This is a genomic window from Agrobacterium sp. 5Ca39 (assembly GCF_055382365.1).
Window position 1 is genome coordinate 1,729,266 of record NZ_AP026436.1, and the last position, 25,494, is coordinate 1,754,759.

At 59.8% G+C, this 25,494-nt stretch carries 23 protein-coding genes; 12 read left to right on the forward strand and 11 right to left on the reverse strand.

The window, feature by feature from the left end:
- Positions 1-140: 140 nt before the first annotated feature.
- Both ACZ47E_RS08720 and ACZ47E_RS08725 read right to left on the reverse strand, forming a co-directional pair.
- Positions 141-920: an N-acetylmuramoyl-L-alanine amidase gene (locus tag ACZ47E_RS08720; RefSeq protein ID WP_072494644.1), complete on the reverse strand. Its 780-nt coding sequence runs from the start codon at positions 918-920 to the stop codon at positions 141-143.
- Positions 917-1,657, reverse strand: coding sequence for a J domain-containing protein (locus ACZ47E_RS08725; RefSeq protein ID WP_034498855.1), 741 nt, complete (start codon positions 1,655-1,657; stop codon positions 917-919). Before ACZ47E_RS08725 ends, ACZ47E_RS08720 begins: the two co-directional genes overlap by 4 nt.
- A 328-nt stretch (positions 1,658-1,985) precedes the next feature.
- On the opposite strand from ACZ47E_RS08725, the gene ACZ47E_RS08730 reads away from it, so the two are divergent.
- The 7 genes from ACZ47E_RS08730 to ACZ47E_RS08760 all read left to right on the forward strand — a co-directional run bounded on the left by ACZ47E_RS08730 (position 1,986) and on the right by ACZ47E_RS08760 (position 9,748).
- Positions 1,986-3,197 carry a pyrophosphate--fructose-6-phosphate 1-phosphotransferase gene (locus tag ACZ47E_RS08730; RefSeq protein ID WP_278066891.1) on the forward strand — a complete coding sequence of 404 codons (1,212 nt, stop codon included), beginning with the start codon at positions 1,986-1,988 and terminating at the stop codon, positions 3,195-3,197.
- Between the two features lie 52 nt (positions 3,198-3,249).
- Complete coding sequence (locus ACZ47E_RS08735) at positions 3,250-3,885, forward strand: LysE family translocator (protein WP_113381187.1); 636 nt, start codon at positions 3,250-3,252, stop codon at positions 3,883-3,885.
- 123 nt (positions 3,886-4,008) lie between these two features.
- Positions 4,009-5,088, forward strand: coding sequence for a lytic transglycosylase domain-containing protein (locus ACZ47E_RS08740; protein WP_278066892.1), 1,080 nt, complete (start codon positions 4,009-4,011; stop codon positions 5,086-5,088).
- Between the two features lie 330 nt (positions 5,089-5,418).
- Positions 5,419-6,669 (forward strand): BtaA family protein, encoded by a 1,251-nt coding sequence (locus ACZ47E_RS08745; RefSeq protein ID WP_184288307.1) that lies wholly within the window; start codon positions 5,419-5,421, stop codon positions 6,667-6,669.
- Entirely contained in the window at positions 6,666-7,385 is a 720-nt protein-coding gene (locus ACZ47E_RS08750; protein ID WP_184288304.1) for a class I SAM-dependent methyltransferase, read from the forward strand. Before ACZ47E_RS08745 ends, ACZ47E_RS08750 begins: the two co-directional genes overlap by 4 nt.
- Before the next feature lie 234 nt (positions 7,386-7,619).
- Entirely contained in the window at positions 7,620-8,399 is a 780-nt protein-coding gene (locus tag ACZ47E_RS08755; RefSeq protein WP_004442823.1) for a glycoside hydrolase family 25 protein, read from the forward strand.
- A gap of 122 nt (positions 8,400-8,521) precedes the next feature.
- Entirely contained in the window at positions 8,522-9,748 is a 1,227-nt protein-coding gene (locus ACZ47E_RS08760; protein ID WP_045531946.1) for a lytic murein transglycosylase, read from the forward strand.
- Between the two features lie 465 nt (positions 9,749-10,213).
- Here the strand turns inward: ACZ47E_RS08760 and metF are convergent, their stop codons facing one another.
- The 3 genes from metF to ettA form a co-directional block, all read right to left on the reverse strand.
- A complete protein-coding gene (gene metF, locus ACZ47E_RS08765) occupies positions 10,214-11,107 on the reverse strand; it encodes a methylenetetrahydrofolate reductase [NAD(P)H] (RefSeq protein WP_278066893.1) in 894 nt (297 codons plus the stop codon).
- Position 11,108: 1 nt separating this feature from the next.
- The gene (locus ACZ47E_RS08770) at positions 11,109-12,122 is read right to left on the reverse strand and encodes an ArsR/SmtB family transcription factor (RefSeq protein WP_004442828.1); all 1,014 of its coding nucleotides are present in this window, start codon (positions 12,120-12,122) and stop codon (positions 11,109-11,111) included.
- Positions 12,123-12,282: 160 nt separating this feature from the next.
- Complete coding sequence (gene ettA, locus ACZ47E_RS08775; protein WP_022556616.1) at positions 12,283-13,932, reverse strand: energy-dependent translational throttle protein EttA; 1,650 nt, start codon at positions 13,930-13,932, stop codon at positions 12,283-12,285.
- Between the two features lie 147 nt (positions 13,933-14,079).
- On the opposite strand from ettA, the gene ACZ47E_RS08780 reads away from it, so the two are divergent.
- From ACZ47E_RS08780 to ACZ47E_RS08795, 4 genes are all read left to right on the forward strand, one after another.
- A complete protein-coding gene (locus ACZ47E_RS08780; protein WP_278066894.1) occupies positions 14,080-15,060 on the forward strand; it encodes an alpha/beta hydrolase in 981 nt (326 codons plus the stop codon).
- A gap of 251 nt (positions 15,061-15,311) precedes the next feature.
- Positions 15,312-16,514 carry a succinate--glutarate CoA-transferase gene (gene caiB, locus ACZ47E_RS08785; protein WP_072494648.1) on the forward strand — a complete coding sequence of 401 codons (1,203 nt, stop codon included), beginning with the start codon at positions 15,312-15,314 and terminating at the stop codon, positions 16,512-16,514.
- Positions 16,511-18,178 (forward strand): thiamine pyrophosphate-binding protein, encoded by a 1,668-nt coding sequence (locus ACZ47E_RS08790; protein WP_035209347.1) that lies wholly within the window; start codon positions 16,511-16,513, stop codon positions 18,176-18,178. The genes caiB and ACZ47E_RS08790 overlap by 4 nt, the downstream gene beginning before the upstream one ends.
- A 67-nt stretch (positions 18,179-18,245) precedes the next feature.
- On the forward strand, positions 18,246-19,010 hold the full coding sequence (locus ACZ47E_RS08795) for a HugZ family pyridoxamine 5'-phosphate oxidase (protein WP_278066895.1): 765 nt from the start codon (positions 18,246-18,248) through the stop codon (positions 19,008-19,010).
- 269 nt (positions 19,011-19,279) lie between these two features.
- On the opposite strand, the gene ACZ47E_RS08800 is transcribed toward ACZ47E_RS08795, so the two are convergent.
- The 3 genes from ACZ47E_RS08800 to ACZ47E_RS08810 all read right to left on the reverse strand — a co-directional run bounded on the left by ACZ47E_RS08800 (position 19,280) and on the right by ACZ47E_RS08810 (position 20,959).
- Entirely contained in the window at positions 19,280-19,621 is a 342-nt protein-coding gene (locus tag ACZ47E_RS08800) for a RidA family protein (protein ID WP_004442838.1), read from the reverse strand.
- 50 nt (positions 19,622-19,671) lie between these two features.
- Positions 19,672-20,010 carry a protein tyrosine phosphatase family protein gene (locus ACZ47E_RS08805; RefSeq protein WP_003522797.1) on the reverse strand — a complete coding sequence of 113 codons (339 nt, stop codon included), beginning with the start codon at positions 20,008-20,010 and terminating at the stop codon, positions 19,672-19,674.
- A 115-nt stretch (positions 20,011-20,125) separates the two neighbouring features.
- Complete coding sequence (locus ACZ47E_RS08810; protein WP_080822954.1) at positions 20,126-20,959, reverse strand: aldose 1-epimerase family protein; 834 nt, start codon at positions 20,957-20,959, stop codon at positions 20,126-20,128.
- Positions 20,960-21,114: 155 nt separating this feature from the next.
- Between ACZ47E_RS08810 and ACZ47E_RS08815 the strand changes: the two genes are divergently transcribed.
- Positions 21,115-22,500 (forward strand): L,D-transpeptidase family protein, encoded by a 1,386-nt coding sequence (locus ACZ47E_RS08815; protein ID WP_004442842.1) that lies wholly within the window; start codon positions 21,115-21,117, stop codon positions 22,498-22,500.
- A 57-nt stretch (positions 22,501-22,557) separates the two neighbouring features.
- Here ACZ47E_RS08815 and ACZ47E_RS08820 read toward each other — a convergent pair whose 3' ends face one another.
- From ACZ47E_RS08820 to ACZ47E_RS08830, 3 genes are all read right to left on the reverse strand, one after another.
- A complete protein-coding gene (locus ACZ47E_RS08820) occupies positions 22,558-23,763 on the reverse strand; it encodes an MFS transporter (RefSeq protein WP_278066896.1) in 1,206 nt (401 codons plus the stop codon).
- Positions 23,764-23,809: 46 nt separating this feature from the next.
- Positions 23,810-24,433 carry a TetR/AcrR family transcriptional regulator gene (locus tag ACZ47E_RS08825; protein ID WP_278067470.1) on the reverse strand — a complete coding sequence of 208 codons (624 nt, stop codon included), beginning with the start codon at positions 24,431-24,433 and terminating at the stop codon, positions 23,810-23,812.
- A gap of 169 nt (positions 24,434-24,602) precedes the next feature.
- The gene (locus tag ACZ47E_RS08830; RefSeq protein ID WP_004442847.1) at positions 24,603-25,319 is read right to left on the reverse strand and encodes a ParA family protein; all 717 of its coding nucleotides are present in this window, start codon (positions 25,317-25,319) and stop codon (positions 24,603-24,605) included.
- Positions 25,320-25,494: the final 175 nt, after the last annotated feature.

Sequence of the window (25,494 nt, forward strand, 5' to 3'; positions counted from 1 at the left end):
ATTGACGGCAGGTTCCCCTGAAGAACGTCACCGCATACAGTGCTGTTCTTAAACTTCCTCAATGCGGATTAACTGTGGCAACCCAAAAAAAGCGACTTGCGGAGCGCGGCAAACCGGGATTCGTTTTCCAGAAACTGCGTTCAGGCGACCGAAAATTTCGGCAGGTTGGCAATCAGCCGGTGCAGGGTGTCAATGGTGGAAAAATCCGCAATGCCATCCACCAGTGCGGGCCGGAAATGCCTCTGGAACGCCGCCACGGCGCCCTCGGTTTTTTCACAATAATTGCCCGTTATTTCAACGCCGTAACCATAGATGGACAGCATCGACTGCAGCGCTTCGACGGGCTGGCCATGGTCGCCGCGCTGGAAAAAACGCCCGCCGCGGATTGGCGCGGGTTCAACCCAATGGCCGACACCGTGCTGCGACAGGATGTCCCACGGGAATTTTTCGCCCGGATCGACCTTGCGGATCGGCGCCACGTCCGAGTGGGCAAGCACCCTTTCAGGGGCGATATGCCACCGCTGGCCGCAATCGCGACATAATTCGATGACGGCTTCCACCTGCTCCATGGGGAATTCCGGCAGCCCGCCGGGATGACCCTGATTGGCGATTTCGATGCCGATGGAGCGGGAGTTGATATCCTCGTCCCCGGCCCAGGAGCTTTTTCCCGCGTGCCATGCACGTCGGGTCTCCGGCACAAGCTGGACGATGCGCCCGTCTTCGAAAACAAAGTAATGGCTCGATACCTGGCTTTCGGGATTGCAGAGCCACGACAGAGCGCCATCGGCTGTCGTCATGCCGGTATAATGAAGAAGAATGATATCGGGACCGGGCACGCCGATCCTCTCGCCGTGATTAGGCGAAGGCGCAACAGTTGCGCCCCCGAAATCCGGGGTAAAATCCGGCAGGCATTCACTCATGCGACGCGGCGTTCTTTCTCGATGGCCGCATAGGCGGCGTTGAGAGCCGCCATACGCTCATTCGCAGCCGCATGCAATTCCATGGGAACGCCACGGGCGATGAGCTTGTCGGGATGATGCTCCGCCACCAGCGAACGGTAACGCTTGCGGATATCCAGGAAGTCGTCGGACGGCGAAACACCGAGCACGCGGTAGGGATCGCGCCCATCCATATGCACATGCCGCGCCATGATCGTTTCGAAATGATCTTCGGTGATATGGAAGATTTCCGCGATACGGCCGAGGAAGGCGAGCTCACGCTCGTGGATCAGGCCATCCGCCTTGGCGATATGAAACAGGCCGTCGATGACGCTTTCCAGCATCTCGCAATTATCGTGACCGGAACCGCAAAGACCGGCAAGCCGCTCCGCATAGGCTTCGTAACCCGCAACGTCCTGACGCGCGAGGTTATAAAGACGGGCAACGTTTTTGGCTTCTTCTTCCGGAAAATCGAAAATCTGCCTGAAGGCCCGCACCTCGGCATCGTTGACGATGCCGTCGGCCTTCGCCATCTTGGCGGAAAGCGCGATGATGGCCACGGAAAAAGAGACCTTGCGGCGCGTTTCCGGATCACCTTCGAACAGGGTGCGGATGGCTTCCACCACGCGACCAAGCGCGTTGCCTGCCGCGTCGCCGATTGCGCCGAGCAGCCGTTCCCACAGGGATGAAATTTGCAAACAGGCGAAATCGAACATCATGACCGCAAGCATGACGGGATATTGCCGCGAATGCAATATCCACAGCGAGTAAGCGGCATTAACTTTTATTCATCTTTGCGACAGTTTTGCTTCAGGAACAAGATAGCGGGGTGAACGGAACTCCGAGTTTTCCACAGGGCACTGGGCCCGTGTCCGCAATGGGCCTATTGAAACGATTATATTCGCCCGGTCAGGTCAAGCCGCTGAAAAAGCGCGAGAAATCGGCGTTTTTCTTGATAAATTCACTTTACACCTACACGCGGCTGTCGCATCCATTTGCCAGACATGTCCAGACATGTGTTTGAGTATACGCAAAAGGAGAGCCATGATGGCCAAACAGAAAGTCGCAATGCTGACCGCGGGTGGCCTTGCGCCCTGTCTCTCTTCGGCCGTGGGCGGCCTGATCGAACGATACAGCGATATAGCGCCTGAGATCGATATCATCGCTTACCGCTCCGGTTATCAGGGCGTGCTTCTGGGTGATCGAATCGAAATCAGCAAAGACATGCGGGAAAAGGCGCATCTGCTGCATCGTTACGGCGGCTCGCCGATCGGCAACAGCCGCGTCAAGCTTACCAACGCCGCCGATTGCGCCAAGCGCGGCCTCGTCAAGGAAGGCGATAATCCGCTTCGTGTCGCTGCCGAGCGGCTGGCGGCCGACGGCGTCACCATTCTTCATACCATCGGCGGTGACGACACCAATACGACCGCAGCGGACCTCGCCGCCTATCTCGGCGCCAACGGCTACGACCTCACCGTCGTCGGTCTGCCGAAGACGGTGGACAATGACGTGGTTCCGATCAAGCAGTCGCTTGGCGCCTGGACGGCCGCCGAAGTCGGCGCGTCCTTCTTCGACAATGTCAGCAACGAGCAGAGCGCAGCCCCCAAAACCTTCCTTATCCACGAAGTCATGGGCCGCCATTGCGGCTGGCTGACGGCGGCCACCGCCCGTGCCTATATCCAGAAGACCAACGGCAACGAATATGTCGAAGGCCTGATGATGAACACGCAGATGAAGAACATCGACGGCATCTACCTGCCGGAAATGGCCTTCGACATCGAAGCGGAAGCCGAGCGCCTGAAGGAAATCATGGACAGACACGGCTACGTCACGCTGTTCGTCTCCGAAGGTGCCGGTCTCGATTCCATCGTCGCTGAACGCGAGGCTTCCGGCGAAGCGGTAAAGCGCGATGCCTTCGGCCATGTGAAGATCGACACGATCAATGTCGGCGGCTGGTTCCAGAAGCAGTTTGCCAGCCTCATCGGCGCAGAACGCTCCATGGTGCAAAAATCGGGCTATTTCGCCCGCTCTGCCCCCGCCAATGGTGACGATCTGCGCCTCATCCAGGGCATGGTCGATCTCGCCGTGGAAAGCGCACTCAACAAGGTCTCCGGTGTCACCGGCCACGACGAAGACCAGAATGGCAAATTGCGGACCATCGAATTTCCGCGTATCAAGGGCGGAAAGCATTTCGACCTCTCTGCCAAATGGTTTACCGAAGTGATGGAACATGTCGGTCAGCCGTTCACAGCGGCCTGATTTTACGGTAGGCTAAAATAAGACGGCGACAGGGAGGGCAAGGAGGAAGAGAATGTCTGGACAGGCCTGGCTGATTTTTTGCGCAGCATGTGCCGTGGTGTTCGCACTCCCCTCTCCCCTTGTATTTTCTGTCGCCTCTTATGCCGCCATCCGCGGCAAAAAGACGCTTTTGGCTTCCGTCAGCGGCGGCGCTCTCGGTATCGTAACCGCCATGACGATTTCAGCCATTCCTGTGGCCGGCTTTGCCTATATGCCGCAGTCTTTCGTGGAAATCGTGCAATGGGCCGGGCTCGGTTGGCTGATGCTGTTTTTCCTGTGGACTTTCGCCACTCCCGCCGCCCAGGCGGCCAATGCCGATAATGACAATCTGGCTGGCAAGTCCGGGAGCGGAACGTTCCGAGATTGTTACGCAACCGCCGCCCTGAGGCCGCGCTATTTCACCTTCTTCCTGGCGCTGTTGCCGCAATTCATCTCCACCACCGGCAATGCGGTAGAGACGTTTGCCGTGGCGCAGGCCGTAGTCCTGCTTCTGGCTCTGGCCATTCTCATCGTGCAGGGGCTGTTTCCCGAATCGACTCTGGCACTGGTGCGGCGCATGTCTGGCGACAAGAAAATCCGCCAGAAGTACCGCACGCACTTCATTTCCGGCCGCGCGGTCAGCGCCGGATACAGGCGCATCGCGGCCTGAAACACTGCAAGTCGCCTCCCGGCTTGCCGCTTTCCTTACAATAGGTTAATGAAGCTCGACGGGACACTGCCTGCTTCGCTCGACGCGGGGGTATCGAAAGACAGGCATAACGAAGGCGGCAACATGCGAAATTCGGGCAAATTCCGCGGAAGAAGGACACTTCTTCTGTCTTCCACCGTGGGTCTGGCACTGGCATTGAGCGCATGCACCAGCGTCGAATATACCGCGAAAGATGGGCCAAACGGCCCTAAAATCGCAACGGTCAACCCCGCAACCACTCCTGCGTCGACATCCGCGCAGCCGGCAGCGACCGAGGCCGCAGCAGCAACCCCGACAGCTGCATCGGTTCAGACCGCCGAAACCGCAGCCTCTTCTCAGGCAGCAGCACTTCCCACAGCCGTCGCCGTCAAGGGCGGACGCGTGGCGCTGCCGCCGGCTACCGAAATAGCTGCCGCCGCTGCGATCACTGCCCAGATGCAGCCGCAGCAGACCGAGGTCGCCCAAGCCGCCGTGGCGGCATCTGCACCCACCGCGGCCGCAGCACTCGCACCGGCAAGCGCCGCTCCCGCGGCGGCAGCCATCGAAACGGCGGCTGCGACGGCCAAACCTGCCTCCCATAATGCCGCGGCCGATCTGCCGCAGGTGGTTGCCGTCAAGGGCAGCTTCCCGCCGGCACCGCCGCCGCCCGGCTCACCCTCCATCGGCACCGAACTGACGGCCGAACGCAAAGTCATTCCGCTGCCCAAGCCGGACAGCACCGTTCTCGCCTATGCCGCCGGACCGACCAACGCCGCCCTTGCCGCCATCCGGCAGAATGAAGCGATGACTGCGCCGCTTAATACGCCACCTGCCGGACGCGAAAAACTGAGCGGGCTGATTTCCAAATACGCCAGCATGTATGATGTTCCGGAAGACCTGGTTCATCGCGTGGTGCAGCGCGAAAGCCGGTATAATCCCGGCGCCTATAACAGCGGTAACTTCGGCCTGATGCAGATCAGGCACGCTACGGCACGCTCCATGGGCTTCGATGGCCCCGCCTCGGGCCTGTTCGACGCCGAAACCAATCTCAAATACGCCGTCAAATATTTACGCGGCGCATGGGTGGTGGCGGGCAACGACCGCGACAACGCCGTCAGGCTTTACGCGCGCGGTTATTATTACGATGCAAAACGCAAGGGCATGCTGCACGTTCTGCGCAAGTGATCGCCTCTGGCGTCGCTCTGAGCGCGGTGCAGCCGTTTGTCCTTGAGCGTCGGGCATTTTCCTTTCGCCATCCCTGGTTTTGTCCCAAGGATTTGAAAACCTCGCAAATATCAGGACGTGCAGATCCTCGGGACGAGCCCGAGGCGACGTATCCGTAGCGGCGCCAGTTGCCTCCCCATCCGTCGGTGGGGCGGTTCTTTGTGTCCCGCACTGCCGGCCCCGTCTGGTTTTCCAGCGTCTCCATCATTCCCCGCCTTCGCCCACAGCCCCTGTCATCAAACTGTAGCGTCACGGCTGTAGACGCCTCTCAATCGACTGAGAGGTGAACAAATGACGAGTGCGGCACCCAAGACCGGCTTCAGCAAGAACACAAAACTGAAGTCCGCATTGCTCCAGCACAAGGCGCTCTCGAAAAGCGGCCTCTCCGAACGGTTCTTCGGCGTTCTTTTCTCTGGCCTCGTCTATCCGCAAATCTGGGAAGATCCCGAGATCGACATGGAGGCGATGGAGCTGGGCGAAGGTCACCGTATCGTCACTATCGGTTCCGGCGGCTGCAACATGCTGGCGTATCTCTCGCGCAACCCGGCCAGCATCGACGTGGTTGACCTCAATCCGCATCACATTGCGCTGAACAAGCTGAAGCTCGCCGCCTTCCGCCATCTGCCCGCCCATCAGGACGTGGTGCGTCACTTCGGCCGCGCCAATATGCGCAGCAACAGCCACGGTTACGATCGCTTCATCGCCGAACATCTTGATGCCACGACCAAGGCTTACTGGTCGAAGCGCACGCTTTCCGGCCGTCGTCGCATTTCGGTGTTTGACAGGAACATCTATCACACCGGCCTGCTCGGACGCTTCATCGGCGCAGGCCATCTCATGGCCAGGCTGCACGGTGTGAAGCTCACCGAAATGGCCAAGACCCGCACTATCGAAGAACAGCGCCGGTTTTTCGACAGCAAGGTCGCGCCGCTCTTCGACAAGAAGGTGGTCCGCTGGTTGACGAAACGCAAAAGCTCCCTCTTCGGTCTCGGCATACCGCCCCGCCAATATGACGAACTGGCAAGCCTTTCCGATGACGGCACGGTTGCCTCGGTTCTGAAGCAGCGGCTGGAAAAACTCGCCTGCAACTTTCCGTTGAGCGACAATTATTTTGCCTGGCAGGCCTTTGCACGCCGTTATCCGGAGCCGCATGAAGGCTCTTTGCCCGCCTATCTCAAGTCGGAATATTACGAGACAATCCGCAACAATACGGCGCGCGTCGCCGTGCATCACGCCACCTACACCGAGCTTCTCTCCAAAAAGCCGGCAAGCGCCGTCGACCGCTATATCCTCCTGGACGCGCAGGACTGGATGACGGATGTGCAGCTCAACGAATTGTGGTCACAGATCAGCCGCACCGCCGCATCAGGCGCCCGCGTCATCTTCCGCACCGCAGCCGAAAAGAGCGTGATCGAAGGCCGGCTTTCCCCCGATATCCGTAATCAGTGGGTCTATCTGGAAGAGCGCTCCAGCGAGCTCAACGCCTTGGACCGCTCGGCCATTTATGGCGGTTTCCATATTTACCAGAGGGCTATGGCATGAAAACCGTCGGTGAGAATGTAAGTCTTGCAGATAGTGCACATGCGAGCCTGATGGACCGCATGTATCGCCACCAGCGACATATCTACGATATCACCCGCAAATATTACCTTCTTGGCCGCGACCGGACCATTTCCGGCCTGAACGTACCAAAGGGCGGCACGCTCCTGGAAGTCGGCTGCGGCACCGGTCGCAACCTGCTGCTGGCCGGCCGCAGGTTTCCTGACGCCAAACTATTCGGCCTCGACATCTCCGCCGAAATGCTGCTGACCGCAGCCGAGAATTTCGCCGGCAGGGCGGAACGCCCGATTTTGCGCGTGGCCGACGCCACCGCTTTCCGCCCCTCCGAGTTCGGTCAGCCCGACGGGTTCGACCGGGTCATGATTCCGTATGCGCTGTCGATGATACCGGACTGGGAAAAGGCAGTGGAACAGGCGCTCAAGGCGCTGAAACCCGGTGGCGCGCTGCATATTGTCGATTTTGGCCAGCAGGAACAGCTGCCGAAGTGGTTCCGCACGCTCCTGCACGGCTGGCTCACGCGCTTCCATGTTACGCCCCGCGCCAATCTTCGCTATGTTCTGGCCAATATGGCAGGCCGTTTTGATGGCAACCTCGAATTTGAGGAAATCGCCCGTGGTTACGCCTGGCGGGCTGTCATTACCCTTCCGGTCACTGAAGCGCCGCAACCGAAAATCCACCGCATCCTGGCCGAGGCCTGATTCCAGAGGGCAGAACGGACCCCGCGCAGCGCCGAGGGGCGTCACCGTCAAGGCTCCTGCAGCGCCTTATTCGGCGATGAATGCGCAAATCGCTTCAAAATCCAGCGACTGTCGGGTGCAAAAAGCACGTTGCCACTTGCCATATCAGTTTGTTTACCATGTTATGCGTAAATCGGGAGATACGGCGCGCCGTTTTGGCGGCCGTATAGGGGCAATATTTTCATCAGGGTTCCAATGCGGCTGCGTTTATCGGCACTATTGTCGGCTTTGCTATTGATCGGCGGCTGCACCTCCACGAGTTACGATCTGCTCGAAACCGCGTCCGTATCCAAGCCAAAATTTTCCGATACCGACCCGCAGGATTTCGGCGTCAACAACCCGCACCGCCATGAGGTGCACGGCATCGACGTGTCCAAATGGAATGGCGATGTCGACTGGCAGACCGTGCGCAAGTCGGGCGTGTCATTCGTCTTCATCAAGGCAACGGAGGGGTCGGATCGAATCGATCCGAAATTCGGCGACCATTGGCGCAGCGCCGCAGCCGCGAATATTCTGCATGCGCCTTACCACTTCTATTATTTCTGCTCGACGGCAGACGCGCAGGCCGACTGGTTCATTCGCAACGTGCCGAAGGACGCCGTTACGTTGCCACCGGTCCTCGATGTGGAGTGGAACCCTGCCTCCCCCACCTGCAAGACGCGCCCGGCTCCCGGCATCGTACGCGCCGAAATGCAGCGCTTCCTCGACCGCATCGAAGCCCATTACGGCAAACGTCCGATTATCTATACCTCGGTTGATTTCCACCGCGACAATCTCGTCGGCCAGTTCAAGGACTATCATTTCTGGGTGCGGTCCGTCGCCGCGCATCCGACCAAGATCTATGAAGACCGGCAATGGGCCTTCTGGCAATACACCGCAACAGGCGTCGTACCCGGCGTAAATGGCCCGACCGACATCAACGTCTTTGCCGGAAGCGAGAAAAACTGGCGGAAATGGATCGCTTCGGCCAAATAGGACGGCCAAGAAGCAACACTTTCCAAAATTCGGCGTTGTTCAACCACGTCAGATCGCCCGATCCGTTTTTTTGTCGCAAACATATGGGTAAAGCGGGCTAACAACCTATCGAGGAAATTCCCATGCCCACGTTCCGGTCGCGCAGCATAATCTTTGCCGCCGCTCTGTCTCTTTTGTCTTCCAGCGCAGCCCTCGCCACGCCACCGGTTGCATCGCCTGACGATCCCAAGCAGGTCGCCTGCGGTGGTGATCTCGGTACGTTTCTTGAAGGCGTCAAGGCCGATGCGCTTGCCAAGGGCATTCCGGCAGATGCGATCCAGAAGGCATTGGCGGGCGCACAGATCGACCAGAAGGTGCTATCGCGTGACCGCGCGCAGGGCGTTTTCCGCCAGACTTTCCTCGAATTCTCGCAGCGCACCGTCAGCCAGGCCCGCCTTGATATCGGCCGCAGGAAGCTGCAGGAGCTCTCCTCCACCTTCGCCCGCGCCGAAAACGAGTTCGGCGTGCCCGCTGGCGTCATTGCCGCCTTCTGGGCCATGGAGACCGATTTTGGCGCCGTTCAGGGCGATTTCAATACCCGCAACGCGCTGGTAACCCTGTCGCATGATTGCCGCCGCCCGGAGCTCTTCCGCCCGCAGCTGCTCGCGCTGATCGAAATGGTTCAGCATGGCGATCTCGATCCTGCCACCAATACGGGCGCATGGGCCGGCGAAATCGGCCAGGTACAGATGCTGCCGAAGGATATCATCGCCTTCGGCGTCGATGGTGATGGTGACGGCCACATCAACGTCAAGAGCAGTGCGCCCGATGCCATTCTGACGGCGGCGAAATTCATCCAGCACCTCGGCTTCAAAAAGGGCGAACCCTGGATTCAGGAAGTTTCTCTGCCCGAGAACCTGCCCTGGGAAAAATCCGGCCTTGGCGGCCCGCTGACCGCCGGCGAATGGTTTGCGCTTGGCGTCACCCCGCGCGATGGCAACAAGAACTTCGCCTCCCTTCCCGCCGCACTCATCATGCCGCAGGGCCGCAAGGGTCCGACTTTCCTCACCTATCCGAACTTCAACATCTATCTGGAATGGAACCAGTCGTTCATCTACACGACCTCGGCTGCCTATTTCGCTACCCGCCTGATGGGCGGCCCGGTCTATGACAAGGGCAACCCAGATCCCGGCTTTGATGACGCCACCATGAAGCAGCTTCAGACCAAGCTCGAAGCACGCGGCCATAATGTCGGCAAGGTGGATGGCATTCTCGGTTCTGGCACCCGCGTCGCCATCCAGAAGGAACAGCAGCGCCTCGGCATGCCGGCGGACGGCTGGCCTACGGCAGCTCTTCTACAGGCGCTTTAACCTGTCTTAACGCTGCTCTCCGGCCCTTAATCTGTCGGCCGGAATCAAGGCGGAAATCGTTAATCTCGACCGGATGACTGGGGATAAAACCCCGGTCATTTACTTTTTTTAAACACATGAAGCACTGCGTGATAAGAAAATAACCATTCATTTTCAGATAATTACGGAAATTCCTTTTTTGAGTCCCTGAAAGACGTGCTGCACCGCATCACAAAAACCGCTTTTCAACTGCCACAAAACGGTCATATTATCGAAGCTGTCAACAAGAGGAGGCACCCATGGGACTTACAAAATCTCTCAATGCCTTGGCAGTCGGTTTGGCGTTTTTGTTCGTAGCGATGATGCTTTTCATCTGACGAGACGTGAAGACCAAACGCAGTGAAGAACCGTAGATGACACGAATTTAAAAAGCGCAGGCCCCGAGGGACCTGCGCTTTTTTCTGTCCGAAAATAGACTGGCTGAAATCACGCGGCGCTGCGGCGCAGACGCTCCAGGCCCAGATTTTCAAGCACGGCATCAACCAGCGGCGCGCGGTTCATGGTATAGAGGTGGAACTCATTGACGCCGCGCCGCTGGAGATCGGCGATCTGCTCGGCCGCAACCTCTGCAGCCACGCGGGCGCGGCCCTCCAGATCCTCGTCATAGCCTTCAAAACGCTCATCCAGAAACGCAGGAATGCTTGTGCCGCAACGTCCGGCGAAACGCTTGAGCTGGGTGAGATTCTGGATCGGCATGATGCCCGGAACCACTGGAATGGTGATCCCCGCCGCCGTAACCCGTTCCATGTAACGTTCGAACACGTCATTATCGAAGAAGAACTGCGTCAGCGCCCGGGTAGCGCCATTATCCGCCTTACGCTTCAGCATGTCGATATCAACAGCATCACTTGCGCTTTCCGGATGCTTTTCAGGATAGGCGGAGACGGAAATCTCAAAGTCGCCCAGCTCCTTGAGGCCCTTTACCAGCGCTGCGGCGTTCTCGTAACCCTGCGGATGCGGTTGGTAAGCCGTGCCGATACCAGTGGAGGGATCACCGCGCAGCGCCACGAAATGACGAACGCCCGCATTACGGAACTCGTCAACGACCTGGTGCACCTCATCGCGGCTCGCGTCCACGCAGGTCAGATGTGCGGCCGTCGCCAGATGGCTGTCGCCGATCATCCGGCGCACCGCGTCCAGCGTCGGCGCCTTGGTGGAACCACCGGCACCGTAGGTGACGGACACGAAGTCCGGGTTCCACTTCTTGAGCTCGGCAACCGTTTCCCATAGCTGGGTTTCCATCTCGGCGTTCTTGGGCGGGAAAAATTCGAAAGACAACCGGATGTCGCCATCACGGCGTGCGGTTTCCGACCTCAACATATCATGCCCTCCCGGAGCGAAGTAAAACCGCCTCTTGCGCCACATCGTCTGCCATCAGCAGCCGCTGGTCGCGGGCAACCCAGATCGTGACGTCCAGAGCTTCGTCGGACGCCTTTTCAGAATGCAGATCGACGGCGCGCTCCAGAGAAAGCCCGGCCTTCTTCATCCACTCTTCCATCAGCGGGTGCGAGAAGCCTAGCCGCACATGCGCGTGTTCGTCGCGCAGATATTCAAAGGAATGCGGCGCAAGATCGATGACGATCAACCGACCGCCCGGACGCAGCATACGCGCGGCTTCCGAAAGGGCGATCTCGGGCTGGTCGAGGAAATGCAGCACCTGATGGATGACAATCAGATCGAAATCCTGTCCCTCGAGCGGCAGATTGAGAATATCGCCATGGCGCACAGAGGCGTTCACCACGCCCGCCTTGTCGAGATTGGCGCGTGCCACCGAAAGCATGTCGCGGCTCGCATCCACGCCGATGGCACGGCGATAAATGCCGCTCAGAAGCTGCAGGATACGGCCGGTGCCCGTGCCGAGATCGAGCAGCGAATCGACGGGCGTGGTGCCCACCAGCTTCAGCAGCGCGCCTTCCACGGCTTCGTCGCTGACATGCAGGCGACGCAGTTCGTCCCAGGCGGACGCATTACGGCTGAAATAATCCTGCGCCCGCTCCGCCCTCACCCGCTTGACGGCGGCCAGTCGCTCACTGTCACGCTGAAGAACCGCGTCGGAAGGCGAGGCCGCTGCAAGCAACTGCCGAACAACACCCGCAGGCTCGCCATCCTGCCGCAAGCGAAAATAGGCCCACGCACCTTCCTGATAACGCTCGATCAGCCCCTCTTCCGTCAAAAGCTTGAGGTGACGGGAGATACGCGGCTGCGACTGGCCAAGGATTTCGGTAAGGTCGGTCACCGTCAGATCGCCGGCCGAAAGAAGCGCCAGCAACCGGAAGCGCGTCGGCTCACCCGCCGCCTTCAGGAGATCCACCAATTTGTCCAGACCGAACGCCACTCTGCCGCGCCTCGCAAGCTAATCAAGATATAAAGATATCTTTATGTCGATGTGGCGCGAGATGCAAGCGCAAAGTGCCGCGCGAGACGATCATCTCCACTTATTACACGGAAAAAGGCCCGCTTTGCGGCGGGCCTTTTTTGAAGTGATGACAAACGGATCAGCGTGTCAGACGCTTGTAGCTCACGCGGCCGGGCTTGATGCTTTCCGGGCCGAGGCGACGGACCTTGTCCTTTTCGTAGTCTTCGAAGTTGCCTTCGAACCATTCCACGTGGCTGTCACCCTCGAAAGCGAGAATGTGGGTCGCGAGGCGGTCCAGGAACATGCGGTCGTGGCTGATGATAACGGCGCAACCGGCGAAGGCTTCCAGCGCTTCTTCGAGCGCCGCCAGCGTTTCCGTATCAAGGTCGTTGGTCGGTTCGTCGAGCAGCAGTACGTTGCCGCCCGCCTTCAGCATCTTGGCAAGGTGCACGCGGTTGCGCTGACCACCCGAGAGGTTGCCGACCTTCTGTTGCTGATCGCCGCCCTTGAAGTTGAAGGCGCCGCAATAGGCGCGCGAGTTCACTTCGAACTTGCCGAGCTTGATGATGTCGTTGCCGCCGGAGATTTCTTCCCACACGGTCTTGTCACCCGCCAGCGCGTCACGGCTCTGGTCGACGTAACCGAGCTGGACGGTATCACCGACCGTGATCGAACCGCTATCCGGCTGCTCCTGACCCGTGATCATCTTGAACAGCGTGGTCTTGCCGGCGCCGTTCGGGCCGATGACGCCGACAATACCGCCCGGGGGCAGCTTGAAGGACAGGTTCTCAATCAGCACGCGGTCGCCATAGGATTTGGTGAGGTTCTCAGCCTCGATGACGACGCGGCCCAGACGCTCGGCGACCGGAATGACGATCTGCGCATCGCCGGGACGGCGGTTTTCCGCTGCTTCCACCAGCTCGTCATAGGCCTTGATACGCGCCTTGGACTTCGTCTGGCGGGCCTTGGGGCTGGAGGCGATCCATTCCTGTTCGCGGCTGATGGCCTTCTGACGTGAAGCATCTTCGCGGGCTTCCTGCTGCATGCGCTTGGCCTTCGCCTGCAGATAAGCGGAGTAATTGCCCTCGTAAGGAATGCCGCGACCACGATCGAGCTCGAGAATCCAGCCCGTGACGTTGTCGAGGAAGTAGCGGTCGTGGGTGATCATCATCACGGCGCCCGGATAGTCGCGCAGGTGCTTTTCGAGCCAGGCGATGGTTTCAGCGTCCAGATGGTTGGTCGGTTCGTCGAGCAGCAGCAGGTCTGGCTGCGACAGCAGCAAACGGCACAGTGCCACGCGGCGGCGCTCACCACCCGAAAGGCCGGTCACCGGCGAATCGCCGGGCGGGCAGCGCAGGGCGTCCATGGCCATCTCGACCTGATTTTCGAGGTCCCACAGGTTCTGGCTGTCGATGATGTCCTGAAGCTTCGCGCCCTCTTCCGCCGTTTCATCGGAATAGTTCATCATCAGCTCGTTGTAGCGGTCAACGATCGCCGTCTTGCTCGCCACGCCTTCCATGACGTTTTGCATCACGGTCTTGTTTTCGTCGAGCTTCGGCTCCTGCTCGAGGTAACCGAGCGTAGCACCTTCGGCGAGCCAGGCCTCACCGGTATATTCCTTGTCAAGGCCGGCCATGATCTTGAGAACGGTCGACTTACCGGCGCCGTTAGGGCCGAGGATACCGATCTTGGCGTCAGGGTAGAAGGAGAGATGCACATTCTCCAGAACCTTCTTCGCGCCATAGGACTTGTTCAGCCCAGCCATGTGATAGATGAATTGACGTGCCATTGTAGCGAATGCTCCACATCGGATTTTTAAGAGTACGTATCGGGAAATTTGCCGCTATGTAGGGTAAATAGGACCTTGGGGCAACCTCTGGCACGATTATGACCCCATGATTATGACAGGCTGCGCGATGAGACGACGGGTACGACGATGAATGAAACGACCGATAGCTTCGCATTCAGCCGGATTGAGAGGCTGGAAGCCCCTTCCGGCGCATCCATCGCCTTCCGTCATCAACCTTCCGCCCTTGCTCCCGCCCGCGGCGTGCTGATGATCTGCCACGGCCTCGTTGAACATGCCGGCCGCTACCGCCGTTTTGCCGACGTCATGTCGCAGCAGGGTTTCGAGGTCTATGCCCACGACCATCGCGGCCACGGTCGCACGAAAGCGGCGGATGCGCCTCTCGGCCGCTTTGCCTGGAAGGATGGCGCGGACAAGGTCGTGACCGACGTCATGGCGATGCGCCGGTTGGCCGGCGAGCGGCATCCCGGCCTGCCGGTGATCCTGTTCGGCCACTCCATGGGGGGCCTCGTGGCGCTCAATGCCGCTGTCAGTTACCCCGACGCCTTCGATGGTCTGTCGATCTGGAATTCCAATCTCAATCCCGGTCTTATGGGCCGTTTCGCGCAGATTGTGTTGCGGGTGGAAAAAATGCTGAAAGGCTCGGATGTGCCGAGCGCCATCCTGCCGAAAGCCACCTTCCGCGCCTGGAACGCGAAAATGCCGGAAAAGCGCACCCGTGCGGACTGGCTGAGCCACGACAAGGCGGCGGTGGACGCGTATGTGGAAGACCCGCTCTGCCAGTTCGAGGCGAGCGTTTCCCTCTGGCAGGATGTCTTTGCACTCTCCTATCGCGGCCCGAAACTTATCGAGCGTCTGCCGAAGGCTTTGCCGCTTTTGCTGGTGAGCGGTGATGAGGACGCCGCCACCAATGACGGCAGGGAGATCGTGTGGCTTGCCGAACGTTTCCGGGAGGCGGGCTTCAGCCATGTCGAGCACACGATTTACAAGGGCATGCGGCACGAAACCCTGAACGAAATCGGCTGGCAGCCCGTCGTAGCGGATTTCGCCGCCTGGTGCGGCCGCGTCGTGGATGACAGTAAAACGCCCTCCCCGTCATTCCGGCCTTGAGCCGGAATCCAGCCGACGCGCGTCTGCGCGGCGAGAAGAGTCTTTTCAGCCCAATGACTTGGGCTGGCTGGATTCCGGCTCAAGGCCGGAATGACGGAATTAGGGGACTCTCAAAATACCGAATGTCGAAGCTGCCGTATCAGCCCCAGTTTAGTGCCGTTCCAAAACGGAATAAGTCCATGAGATAAAATCACATGCGACGCGGCAAGCAGCGGTCTATAAACCGGCAGACACCAAGTACCGGGGGATAGATGACCGACAAGCCGAACAGGAAACCGCCGCTATCGGGCATCCGCGTCATCGAATTGGCGCGTGTTCTCGCCGGTCCCTGGGCGGGGCAGATGCTGGCCGATATGGGCGCAGACGTTATCAAGGTCGAAAACCCCGAAGGCGGCGATGATACACGCGCATGGGGACCGCCCTTCGTTGAGAGCGATGACGGAGAAAACCTCTCCGCCGCCTATTACCACGCCACCAATCGCGGCAAACGCTCCATCGTCGCCGATCTCAAAACACCCGAGGGCTGCGAACTGGTGCGCCGGCTGGTGCGCACCGCCGATGTCGTCATCGAGAATTTCAAGCGCGGCGGACTTGCAAAATATGGCCTCGATTACGAAAGCCTCAGGGCGCTCAATCCGAAGCTGATCTATTGCTCCATCACCGGCTTCGGCCAGACCGGGCCCTATGCCGATCTCGCCGGATACGATTATATCGTGCAGGGCATGTCCGGCTTCATGTCGATTACGGGCGAAGCCGACGGACAGCCGATGAAGGCAGGCGTGGCGGTTGCCGATATCTTCACCGGCATCTATTCCGTATCGGCCATTCAGGCGGCCCTGATCCACGCCATTCGATCTGGCGAAGGCCAGCATATCGACATGGCGCTTCTCGATGTGCAATCGGCCGTTCTCGCCAACCAGAACATGAATTACCTGATCTCCGGCAGGCCTCCCGTCCGGCTCGGCAACGCCCACCCAAATATCTCCCCCTATGAGGTGGTGCCAACGGCCGACGGCTTCCTGATCCTCGCGGTCGGCAATGACGGTCAGTTCCGCCGCCTCTGCAATATCCTCGGCATCGGCGCGATCGCCGATGACGAGCGATACGCGACAAACAAGGCCCGCGTGGCGCATAAGGTCGAGGTGCGGCAGATCGTTTCCACGGAGACGCTGAAATGGCAGAAGCGCGATCTTCTGACCGCCTGCGAGAAGAACGCCGTCCCCGCCGGACCGATCAATTCCATCGAGGAAATGTTCGCGGATCCGCAGGTGAAGGCACGCGGCCTCCGTATCGATCTGGAGGCGGAAGACGGCACTGTCATCCCCGGTGTCCGCACACCCATTATCATGTCTCAGACGCCGCTGCGTTATGAACACCCGAGCCCTAAGCTCGGCGAACATCAGGCGCAGGTGCTGGCCGAACTGGAAAACATCGAAAGGACCACGACGCCATGACTGCAGCCGGAATGAAAAGAACAGGCGGGCAATTGATCGTCGAAGCGCTGAAGGCCAATGGTGTCTCCCGCGTTTCCTGCGTTCCAGGCGAAAGCTATCTGGCCGTTCTGGATGCGCTTTATGAAAGCGGCATCGAAACCGTGGTCTGCCGTCAGGAAGGCGGCGCAGCCATGATGGCCGATACCTGGGGGCGGCTGACGGGCGAGCCTGGCATCTGCATGGTGACCCGTGGCCCCGGTGCCACAAATGCCTCGGCCGGCCTGCACATTGCAAGGCAGGATTCCATTCCGATGATCCTGTTCATCGGTCAGGTGCAGCGGGATGCCCGCGAGCGCGAGGCCTTTCAGGAAGTGGAATATCGCCGCGCCTTTACCGAATTCGCAAAATGGGTGGGCGAGATCGATGATGCCCGCCGCATCCCTGAATTCGTTACCCGCGCTTTTGCCGTCGCCACTTCCGGCCGCCCCGGCCCCGTGGTGCTGACGCTGCCCGAAGACATGCTGGTGGAAGAGGTCGAAGCTCCCGAGGCAAAGCCCTATACGCCCGTCGAGGCACATCCAGGCCTGTCGCAAATGGCCGCCTTCGCCAAAATGCTGGGCGAGGCAAAACGCCCGGTCTTCATCGCCGGCGGCACCCGCTGGTCCGAGGAAAGCGTGACGGGCTTCAAGGCTTTTGCGGAAAAGCACAAACTTCCCGTGGGCTGTTCATTCCGCCGCCAGATGCTGTTTGATCATCTGAGCCCCTCCTACGCAGGCGATGTCGGCATCGGCATCAACCCGGCACTGGCCAGGGAAATCAAGGAAGCCGACCTCGTGGTGCTGCTCGGTGGCCGCCTCTCCGAAATGCCCTCCTCCGGTTATACGCTGCTCGATATTCCCTACCCGTCGCAGAAGCTCATCCATATCTATCCGGAGGCGGAAGAACTCGGCCGCGTCTATCGGCCGGACCTCGCTATCTGCGCCGCCCCGAACGATTTCGTTGCCGCCCTTGCCTCCATCGATCTTGCCGGCAATGCCGCCTGGGCCGGTCGCACGGCCTCAATGCATGAGGCTTATCTCAAATGGTCAACGCCGCCGCAGACAGGCCCCGGCGCCGTGCAGATGGGTCCGATCATGGACTGGATCGAGGCGAACGTTGCTGAAGACGCCATCTTCACCAATGGCGCCGGCAATTACGCCACCTGGCTGCACCGCTTCCACCGCTTCCGCCGTTTCAACACGCAATCGGCCCCGACATCAGGCTCCATGGGTTACGGCCTGCCGGCGGCGGTGGCCGCCAAGCACCTGTTCCCGGAGCGCGAGGTGATCTGCTTTGCCGGTGACGGTTGCTTCATGATGCACGGGCAGGAATTCATCACCGCCGTGCGTTACGGGCTGCCAATCATCACCCTGCTGGTCAATAACGGCACCTATGGCACGATCCGCATGCATCAGGAGCGGGAATATCCCGGTCGTGTCAGCGGCACCGATCTCGTCAATCCGGATTTCAACGCCTTTGCCAAAGCCTATGGCGGACACGGCGAAACGGTGGAAAGAACGCAAGACTTCGCCTCCGCCTTCGAACGGGCACGGGCAAGCGGCAAACCGGCGATCATCGAGGTGAAGCTGGATGCGGAAGCGATCACGCCGACGCGTACCCTGACGCAGATCAGAACCCGAAGCTGATATCGCGCATGGACATGGCTTCGGCATGGTGTAAATCCTGACTGTGACTCACAGCTTAGGAAACGCCATGCCGGATACAGCCCCTCCCGTCATCACCCCACGCGGCGCGAAGATCGAGCCCTCGGCCGGCGCGCCTTTCGAGGCAGTGCGCGTGGCCCGCGATGTGCTGCACACGTCCCGCACGGCAGCACTCGCCACGCTCGATCCCGTCAGCGGTTATCCCTATACAACCGCGACCAATATCGGCATCGAGCCGGATGGCACGCCGTTCTTCTTCGCGGCCGGGCTGACGCTGCACGCCCGCAATATGGAAAGCGATTCTCGTATCTCGCTGACACTCGCCCCTTTCGGCAAGGGTGACGCGCTGACGCTGCCGCGCCTGACACTGGTGGGCAGGGCGGAACAAATCAGCCCGGATGAAGTGCCGATCGTCATCGCGCGCTACATTGCCCGCTACCCCAAAGCGAAACTTTATCTCTCCCTTCCCGACACAAGGCTTTACCGGCTGCGGACGGAAGGCGTGCAGATTAATGGCGGCCCGGCCCGCAACGCCAGCAATATCATCCCCGCCGATCTGCGCACCGATCTGTCAGGCGCAGAAGAACTGATGGCGGCGGCGGAAAGCGAAGCGACCCGCCTTAACGCCATCAAGGGCGAAGCAGCTCGGCTCGCCGCTCTAGCTGGCGCAAAGGCTGGCCGCTGGACGATCACCTCCATCGATCCGGATGGTATCGATTTCGCCTCGGCAAATGATCTGGCGCGACTATGGTTTGCGGAGCGGGTGGAGACGTTGAAGCAGTTTGAGAAGGCGCTTGCTTCGCCGGTGAGGTGACGGACGCAAGCGATTCAAAAAACATGAAAATTGCTTCTACTTGGTATTTTGTGGCCATGTCGCCGCGCCGCGCCGTCACCCCGGACTAGATCCGGGGTCCAGCGCGATCAAGTCCTTGATCGCGAGAGACTCTTTTCACGGCGCAGAAGCGCCGTGGCTGGATGCCGGGTCAAGCCCGGCATGACGGGGAGAGTTTTTGACCCCATCCCATCAAAAAAGGCCGGGCCGCATTCCGCGACCCGGCCTTTTCTTAAAGATCAGACTGATGCTCAGAGAGCAGCGGTGACGATGAATTCAACCTTGTAATCCGGCGTTGCCAGCGCGGCTTCGCTGGTGGCGCGGGCCGGCGGGTTTGCCGGGTCGATCCAGCCTTCCCAGACAGCGTTCATTTCGCCGAAGGTGGACATGTCGGAGAGGTAGATGATGGTCTGCAGGATCTTCGACTTGTCGGAACCGGCAGCAGCCAGCAGGCGGTCGACTTCAGCGAGAGCCGACTTGCTCTGTTCCGTCACGCTCGTACCTTCGCCAACCTGGCCGGCCAGATAAACGGTGTTGCCGTGAACGACGGCGCCGCTCATGCGCTTGCCCGGCTCGATACGCTTGATGGTCATGGAAAACTCCTGTTGATTGGCACTTGAAAAATAGAATGATGCGCGAAAAATCAGCCGCGCAGGTGATGGGTCTTTTCGTAGATCGCCGTGGAGCGCGCGCCGGAACGGCAATAGCCGAGCATCGGGCGCTGCAATTCATCGAGCGCATCCACCATGCCGGCAACGGCATCGGCATCGACGCCGTAGCGGCCGACCGGCACATGCATGATCGTCAGGCCAAGCTGCTCTGCACGCTCGGCAATATCGGCAAAAAGCGGCTGACCGTCTTCTTCGCCGTCCGGGCGGTGGCAGACGATCGACTTGAAGCCGAGTGCCTTGATCTCATCCAGATCGGCGACGCTGATCTGTCCAGTTACCGAATATTCGTCGTCTATGCGCCTGATATCCATGTCATGCCTCCTGAAACCGGCGTCCGCGCCGCTGGCCGTCATCCTTGAAATCCGCATCCGATGTAAGCGGTCAAATCCCATGCGTCAATGATGCGCGGTCTTCATTCGGTACGGCTCAGAGGATGGAAAAGCGCAGACCGAAGGAACGGCTTTCCCCCGGCTGAAGAATATTGAACTCACCGGCTGCCTCAAGCTCGCTACGCCCCACCCATCGATGCGAAACCGGCTCGATGCCGAGCACGTTCGCCGGAGCCTGCTGGTTGCGCCACATCTGCAGATAGGGCAGCGTCTCCGTGCGAAAACGCACGGTGAGCGTCTTCCCGCCAATGGCCGCAATCGGGCCGAGTTTCAATTCCGCCCATTCAGTCTTGCCGGCCGACACGCAGAAAACAGTGCCCGGCTCCTCGCCAAAACGCCAGCCATGGCCGCCGCCATCCAGCATTGCGCCTTCAAGCCGCACCGCATCGTCAAACAGGCGAGCGCCGACATTCATATGGTACATCAGGAATACTGGAATCGGCCGCCCGGACGTATTGACGATCCTGTCATCGAGGCTGACCTCGCCGCTTTCGCCATCGATCTTCCATGTCCGTTCCAGCAGCGCCGTGCCGCCATCGGCAAGCTTCACGGGAACCTCGACGCGCGCCAGCGCATTGGACTCGAGAACATCGAACGCGGTGATCGTTGCGGGATGCGAGGAGAAGGAGCCATGCAAGGGATATCGACGCCCCTCGCGGTCACCATCAATCGGTTCGGGATGACGGATATGATCGGGACCACAGGTAAAAAGAAAGCCTTCAAGCGAGTGGTCGATACGCGCATCGCCATCATCGGGAATGGCGCGGCCGGGCGCGATGTCTATGCCATCGACGACGCAGGCGCCGATATCGAAAACGGAGGTCTCATCGAGGAAAATGCGTGGCGATCTGCCAGCCTGAAACGAACGCAAGACAACCTCCCTGTGGCATTAAAAACGCGTGGTTCACGGAAACGCTACTAACCGTGACGGAAATTAAGATTGCATTAACCGCGAATTCACCTTTTTCACAATAGGGTCAAGATTACGGTGTGTTTATCGGTGACGAAGCAAGGGATAGCAGAATCGTGAAACAGTTTCTTAACGCAGCTCTGGGCCTGACGATCGCCGTGGCGTCGATTTTCGCTCCGCTACAGGCTGGCGCGCAGCAGCGTTATGGCGAACAGACCATGCTGGTTACGCCGGATGGCCGCGTTCTCGATTTCATGCCGGAACGTGGCGACATCGTCATCAGCCGTGACGCGATGGGCCGTACCGTGTTCTACGACCAGTACGGCAACCTGCTGGCCACCGAAATGCCCTCCGGCTACCAGCAGCGGCAGCAGGTACGCCAGCGCGACACCACCTATTATCCACCCGCCCCCGGTGGCCAGTATCGTGAGCCGCCGCGCGACTACGGTTATCAGGACAACGGCAACGTGCGCGATTATCGCGAATATCGCGGCGACGGCTCCGATGAGAATCTCTACACCGGTTCCGTGCCAGCCCCCGGCGCGGTGGAAAGCGGCCCGCTCGGCCAGCCGATGCCGGGAGAAAGCACCACGGCCGCCGTTCCGCAACCGGACCACCTGATCGAGCGGCATACGCCGGTAACGACGCCGGTCAACCGTTCCCGCCAGGAAATCGTCGCGCTCCAGACCTTCCTCGACCGCGAGGGCATCTCCCCCGGCGTGATCGACGGGAAGATGGGCGACAATGTCAACAAGGCCATAGCCGCCTGGCAGGACATGACGGGCGAAAAGCTCGACCCGAACAATTCAGAAGACATTCTGGAACGCCTGCGCGCCTCGGGCGGCATGCCGATTGTGGATTACACGATCACCGCCGCCGATGCCGCCGGCCCCTACGTGGCCTCCATCCCGGACGACTATGCCGAGAAATCGCAGCTTCCTGCCCTTTCCTTCACGTCGACCTCGGAAGCGCTGGCCGAACGCTTCCACATGGATGAGAACTATCTGAAAGAGCTGAACCCCGGCGTCGATTTCTCCGTGCCCGGCACCATCATCAAGGTCGTCAATCCCGGCGAGGCGAAGAAGGGGCAGGTCGCCCGCATCGTTGCGCACAAGGGTATCAAGCAGGTCTTCGCCTATGGCCAGGACGGCAATCTGATTGCCGCCTATCCCGCCACGATCGGCTCCACGGACACCCCCTCGCCAAGCGGCACCCATACGGTAGAGCGTATCGCGCTCAATCCGGGCTACACCTATAATCCCAAGATCAACTTCAAGCAGGGTCAGAACGACAAGATCCTGCAGATCCCGCCGGGCCCGAACGGTCCTGTCGGTACGGTCTGGATCGCCCTGTCGAAGCCGACCTACGGCATTCACGGCACGCCGGAACCCTCGAAGATCGGCAAGACGAACAGCCATGGCTGTATTCGCCTGACCAACTGGGATGCCACCGAACTGGCGAAAATGGTCCGTCCCGGTGTGGTGGTCGAATTCGCGGAGTAAATCGACTGGAAGAAAAAGAAAAAGCCCGGTGGTCCGGGCTTCTTTAGTTATGACGTTTCAGTCGCGCTTTTCCGTCAGGAAATATAGCAGCGCCGCTACCGGAAGAGCAAAGCCGATCCAGGAGGCGGCTTGCCATTCGCCGACCGCATAGGCCCAGCCGCCAACGGCGGAACCAATTGCACCGCCCATGAAAAACGTCGCCATATAGATGCCGTTCAGGCGGCTGCGGAATTCCGCCCCCAGCGTGAAGATCGCCCGCTGCCCGAGCACCAGATTGGTAGTGACACCGAAATCCAGAACGATTGCGGCAATGACAAGAATGGCGAGCGCCAGATGCGATCCCTCAGGCGCAAGATGCGTGACGACGAAAGAGAGTGCTACCGCCAGCAGTGCGAAGAATGTCGCCGCCCGCGTCCATCCGCGATCGGCCATCCGCCCGGCGATCGGGGCGGCGACGGTGCCGGCCGCACCAGCCAGTGCGAAGAGTGCGATCTCACCCTGGCTGAGATTGAAATGCGGCCCGCTCAGATAAAGAGGCGTCGTGGTCCAGAACAGGCTGAAGGCCGCGAAGAGAAAGGCATGATAGATCGCCCGCCGCCGCAGGACCGGCGTGTGAAGCGCCAGCCGGCCCATCGAAGCCATCAAGACGCCATAGCTCAGCCGCGCTTCAGGCATACGGGTCGGGAGGAGCCGGAAAAGCACCACGGCAAGAAGCGCCATGACGGCCGCAGACGTCAGAAATACACCGCGCCAGGAGACAACTTCCGACAGAAGGCTGGAAACCGGCCGCGCCAGCATGATGCCGGCCATCAGCCCGCTCATGACGTTCCCAACCACCCGCCCGCGAATGGCGTGCGGCGCCATATGGGCCGCATAGGGAACGATGACCTGCACCGCCACCGAACTGACGCCGACCAGGAAGGCCGCGATCAGGAACGGTGCGGCGTGCGGGGCAAACGCTGCGGCGGCAAGCGACAATACCGCCATCGAGACCGAACTGACCACCAGCTTGCGGTTTTCAACGAGATCGCCGAGCGGCACGACGAACAGCAGGCCGATGCCGTAACCGATCTGCGTCAGCGTCACGATCAGGCCAGTGGCACCGGCGGAAAGACCAAGCTCCGCTCCGATGATGCCGGCAAGCGGCTGGCCATAATAAAGATTGGCTGCAATCAGCCCGCAGGCTGTCGCGAGCAAAAAGGTCAGGGCCGGGGAAATGGATGTTGCCTCAACATCATCCCCATCAATCACACGCGTCGTCATCATTTTCTCCAATATGGAAACAATCGTTTCCTAAATACTCACAAAATTACTCGGCAAGCCTCATGGCAATATCCACCACGGCCACCATGTCTTTAAGGCTCCGCCCTGTCTTTCCCACCACGCGCATACCGTACATCATGCACAGCATCGCCCGCGCAAGATCATCGGGATCGGCCTTGGACCGCACGGAACCATCCTTCTGCCCTTCGGCAACGAGGCGGGCGACGATCCGCTCCCTCGCCTTCACGGCCCTCTCGACTACAACGGCGATGTCGTCGTCCAGTGCCGCCAGATCCGCAGCAGCACCAACCACCAGACATCCGTCGGAGCCGACACCGCCGTAGGATCGTTCGGCGTAAAACATCAGCCCCGCTCTCAGCCGCTCATAACCGGTGTCGAAACCGGCCACAGCTGCCTCAAAACGCTCGGTCTGTATGATCCTGTAGCGCTCCATCGTCGCGATGAAGACGGCTTTCTTATCCTTGAAGGCCTTGTAGAGGCTACCCTGGGCCAGCTCCATCGCATCGGTAAGATCGCCTACCGAGGTGGCGTGATAACCGCGCCGCGAGAATACCTTGATCGCGCCATCGAGCGCGCGTTCAAGATCGAACTCGCGCGGGCGGCCGCGATGGCGCTGTTCCAGGGAATGGGGCTGGCTGAAATTGCTCATGAGCGGAATATAGGAAACAATCGTTTCCAAATCAAGCAAAAATTTCGCGCCCTGAAGAGGACGTGGGAGCGCCTCGTAAAGGCCGCCTCTTCTCCGCATTTTTGTGGGGAACCCATTTCACCAAACCGTCGCACCGTCGCCGCAACCGGGCGGGATTCGCAACGCGAGGTCAGGCAGCCCTGCGTGTCACGAGACGTGCCAGGTGCGCAACGCGCCTCGGAAGTCTTTTCGGCAGGAGGTTGATGACTTCCTCGGCAAAGGCCGCCGCATTTTCTACCGCCTTGTCGATATTGCTAACCTTCTTGCCATCCAGACAGAGAAGCGTGCCGCCATAGTCGAAAATATCGCGATAGGCCGCCCGCTCGACAATCGCCGTGTTGAGCACGGAGACGTTCTTTTCCGCCAGCAGCATCTTGACGAGCAACAGCGAACGCGTTGCCACCATGGCGTTGACCCGTGTCAGCACGATGGAATGGGCGATCGCCTTACCCATCTTGCGGTTCAGGAATTCGATGTGATCGAGAACTTCGGCAGCGCCACGCGCATCCATGGCCGATCCCTGTACCGGGATCAGAACATGATCGGAAATACCGAGCGCCATGGTCAAAAGCGGCGTTTTTGCGCCGGGCAGGTCAATGATGAAACAGTCTGTATTGGCCCGGTTTTCGCGAATGTGGCCTTCAAGCGAAGCCATCGTCACATGCGAAATCACTGACAGGTTTTCTACCATGCCCGAGAGTTCGTACCAGCGGGAAATCCACAATTGCGGATCGGCATCCAGAACCGTCACCCGATGGCCGCTACGGGCGAGTTCGGTCGCCAGAAGCAGCACAGCCGTGGTTTTTCCGGCGCCGCCCTTGGTATTGGCGAAAGTGATGACTGACATGATACCCCCTGTTTGTCAGAGCCGTTTCATGCTCATTCACGCACCGACGCACTTCATGGTGCTTTCCATAATCTTAACGAACAGGGTTAATAAAACGCTAATAACGATTACGCCGCGGAACAAAAAGCCCGCGATGGCGTCGCGGGCTTCATGGATTAGAGGTCGTATGGTCGCT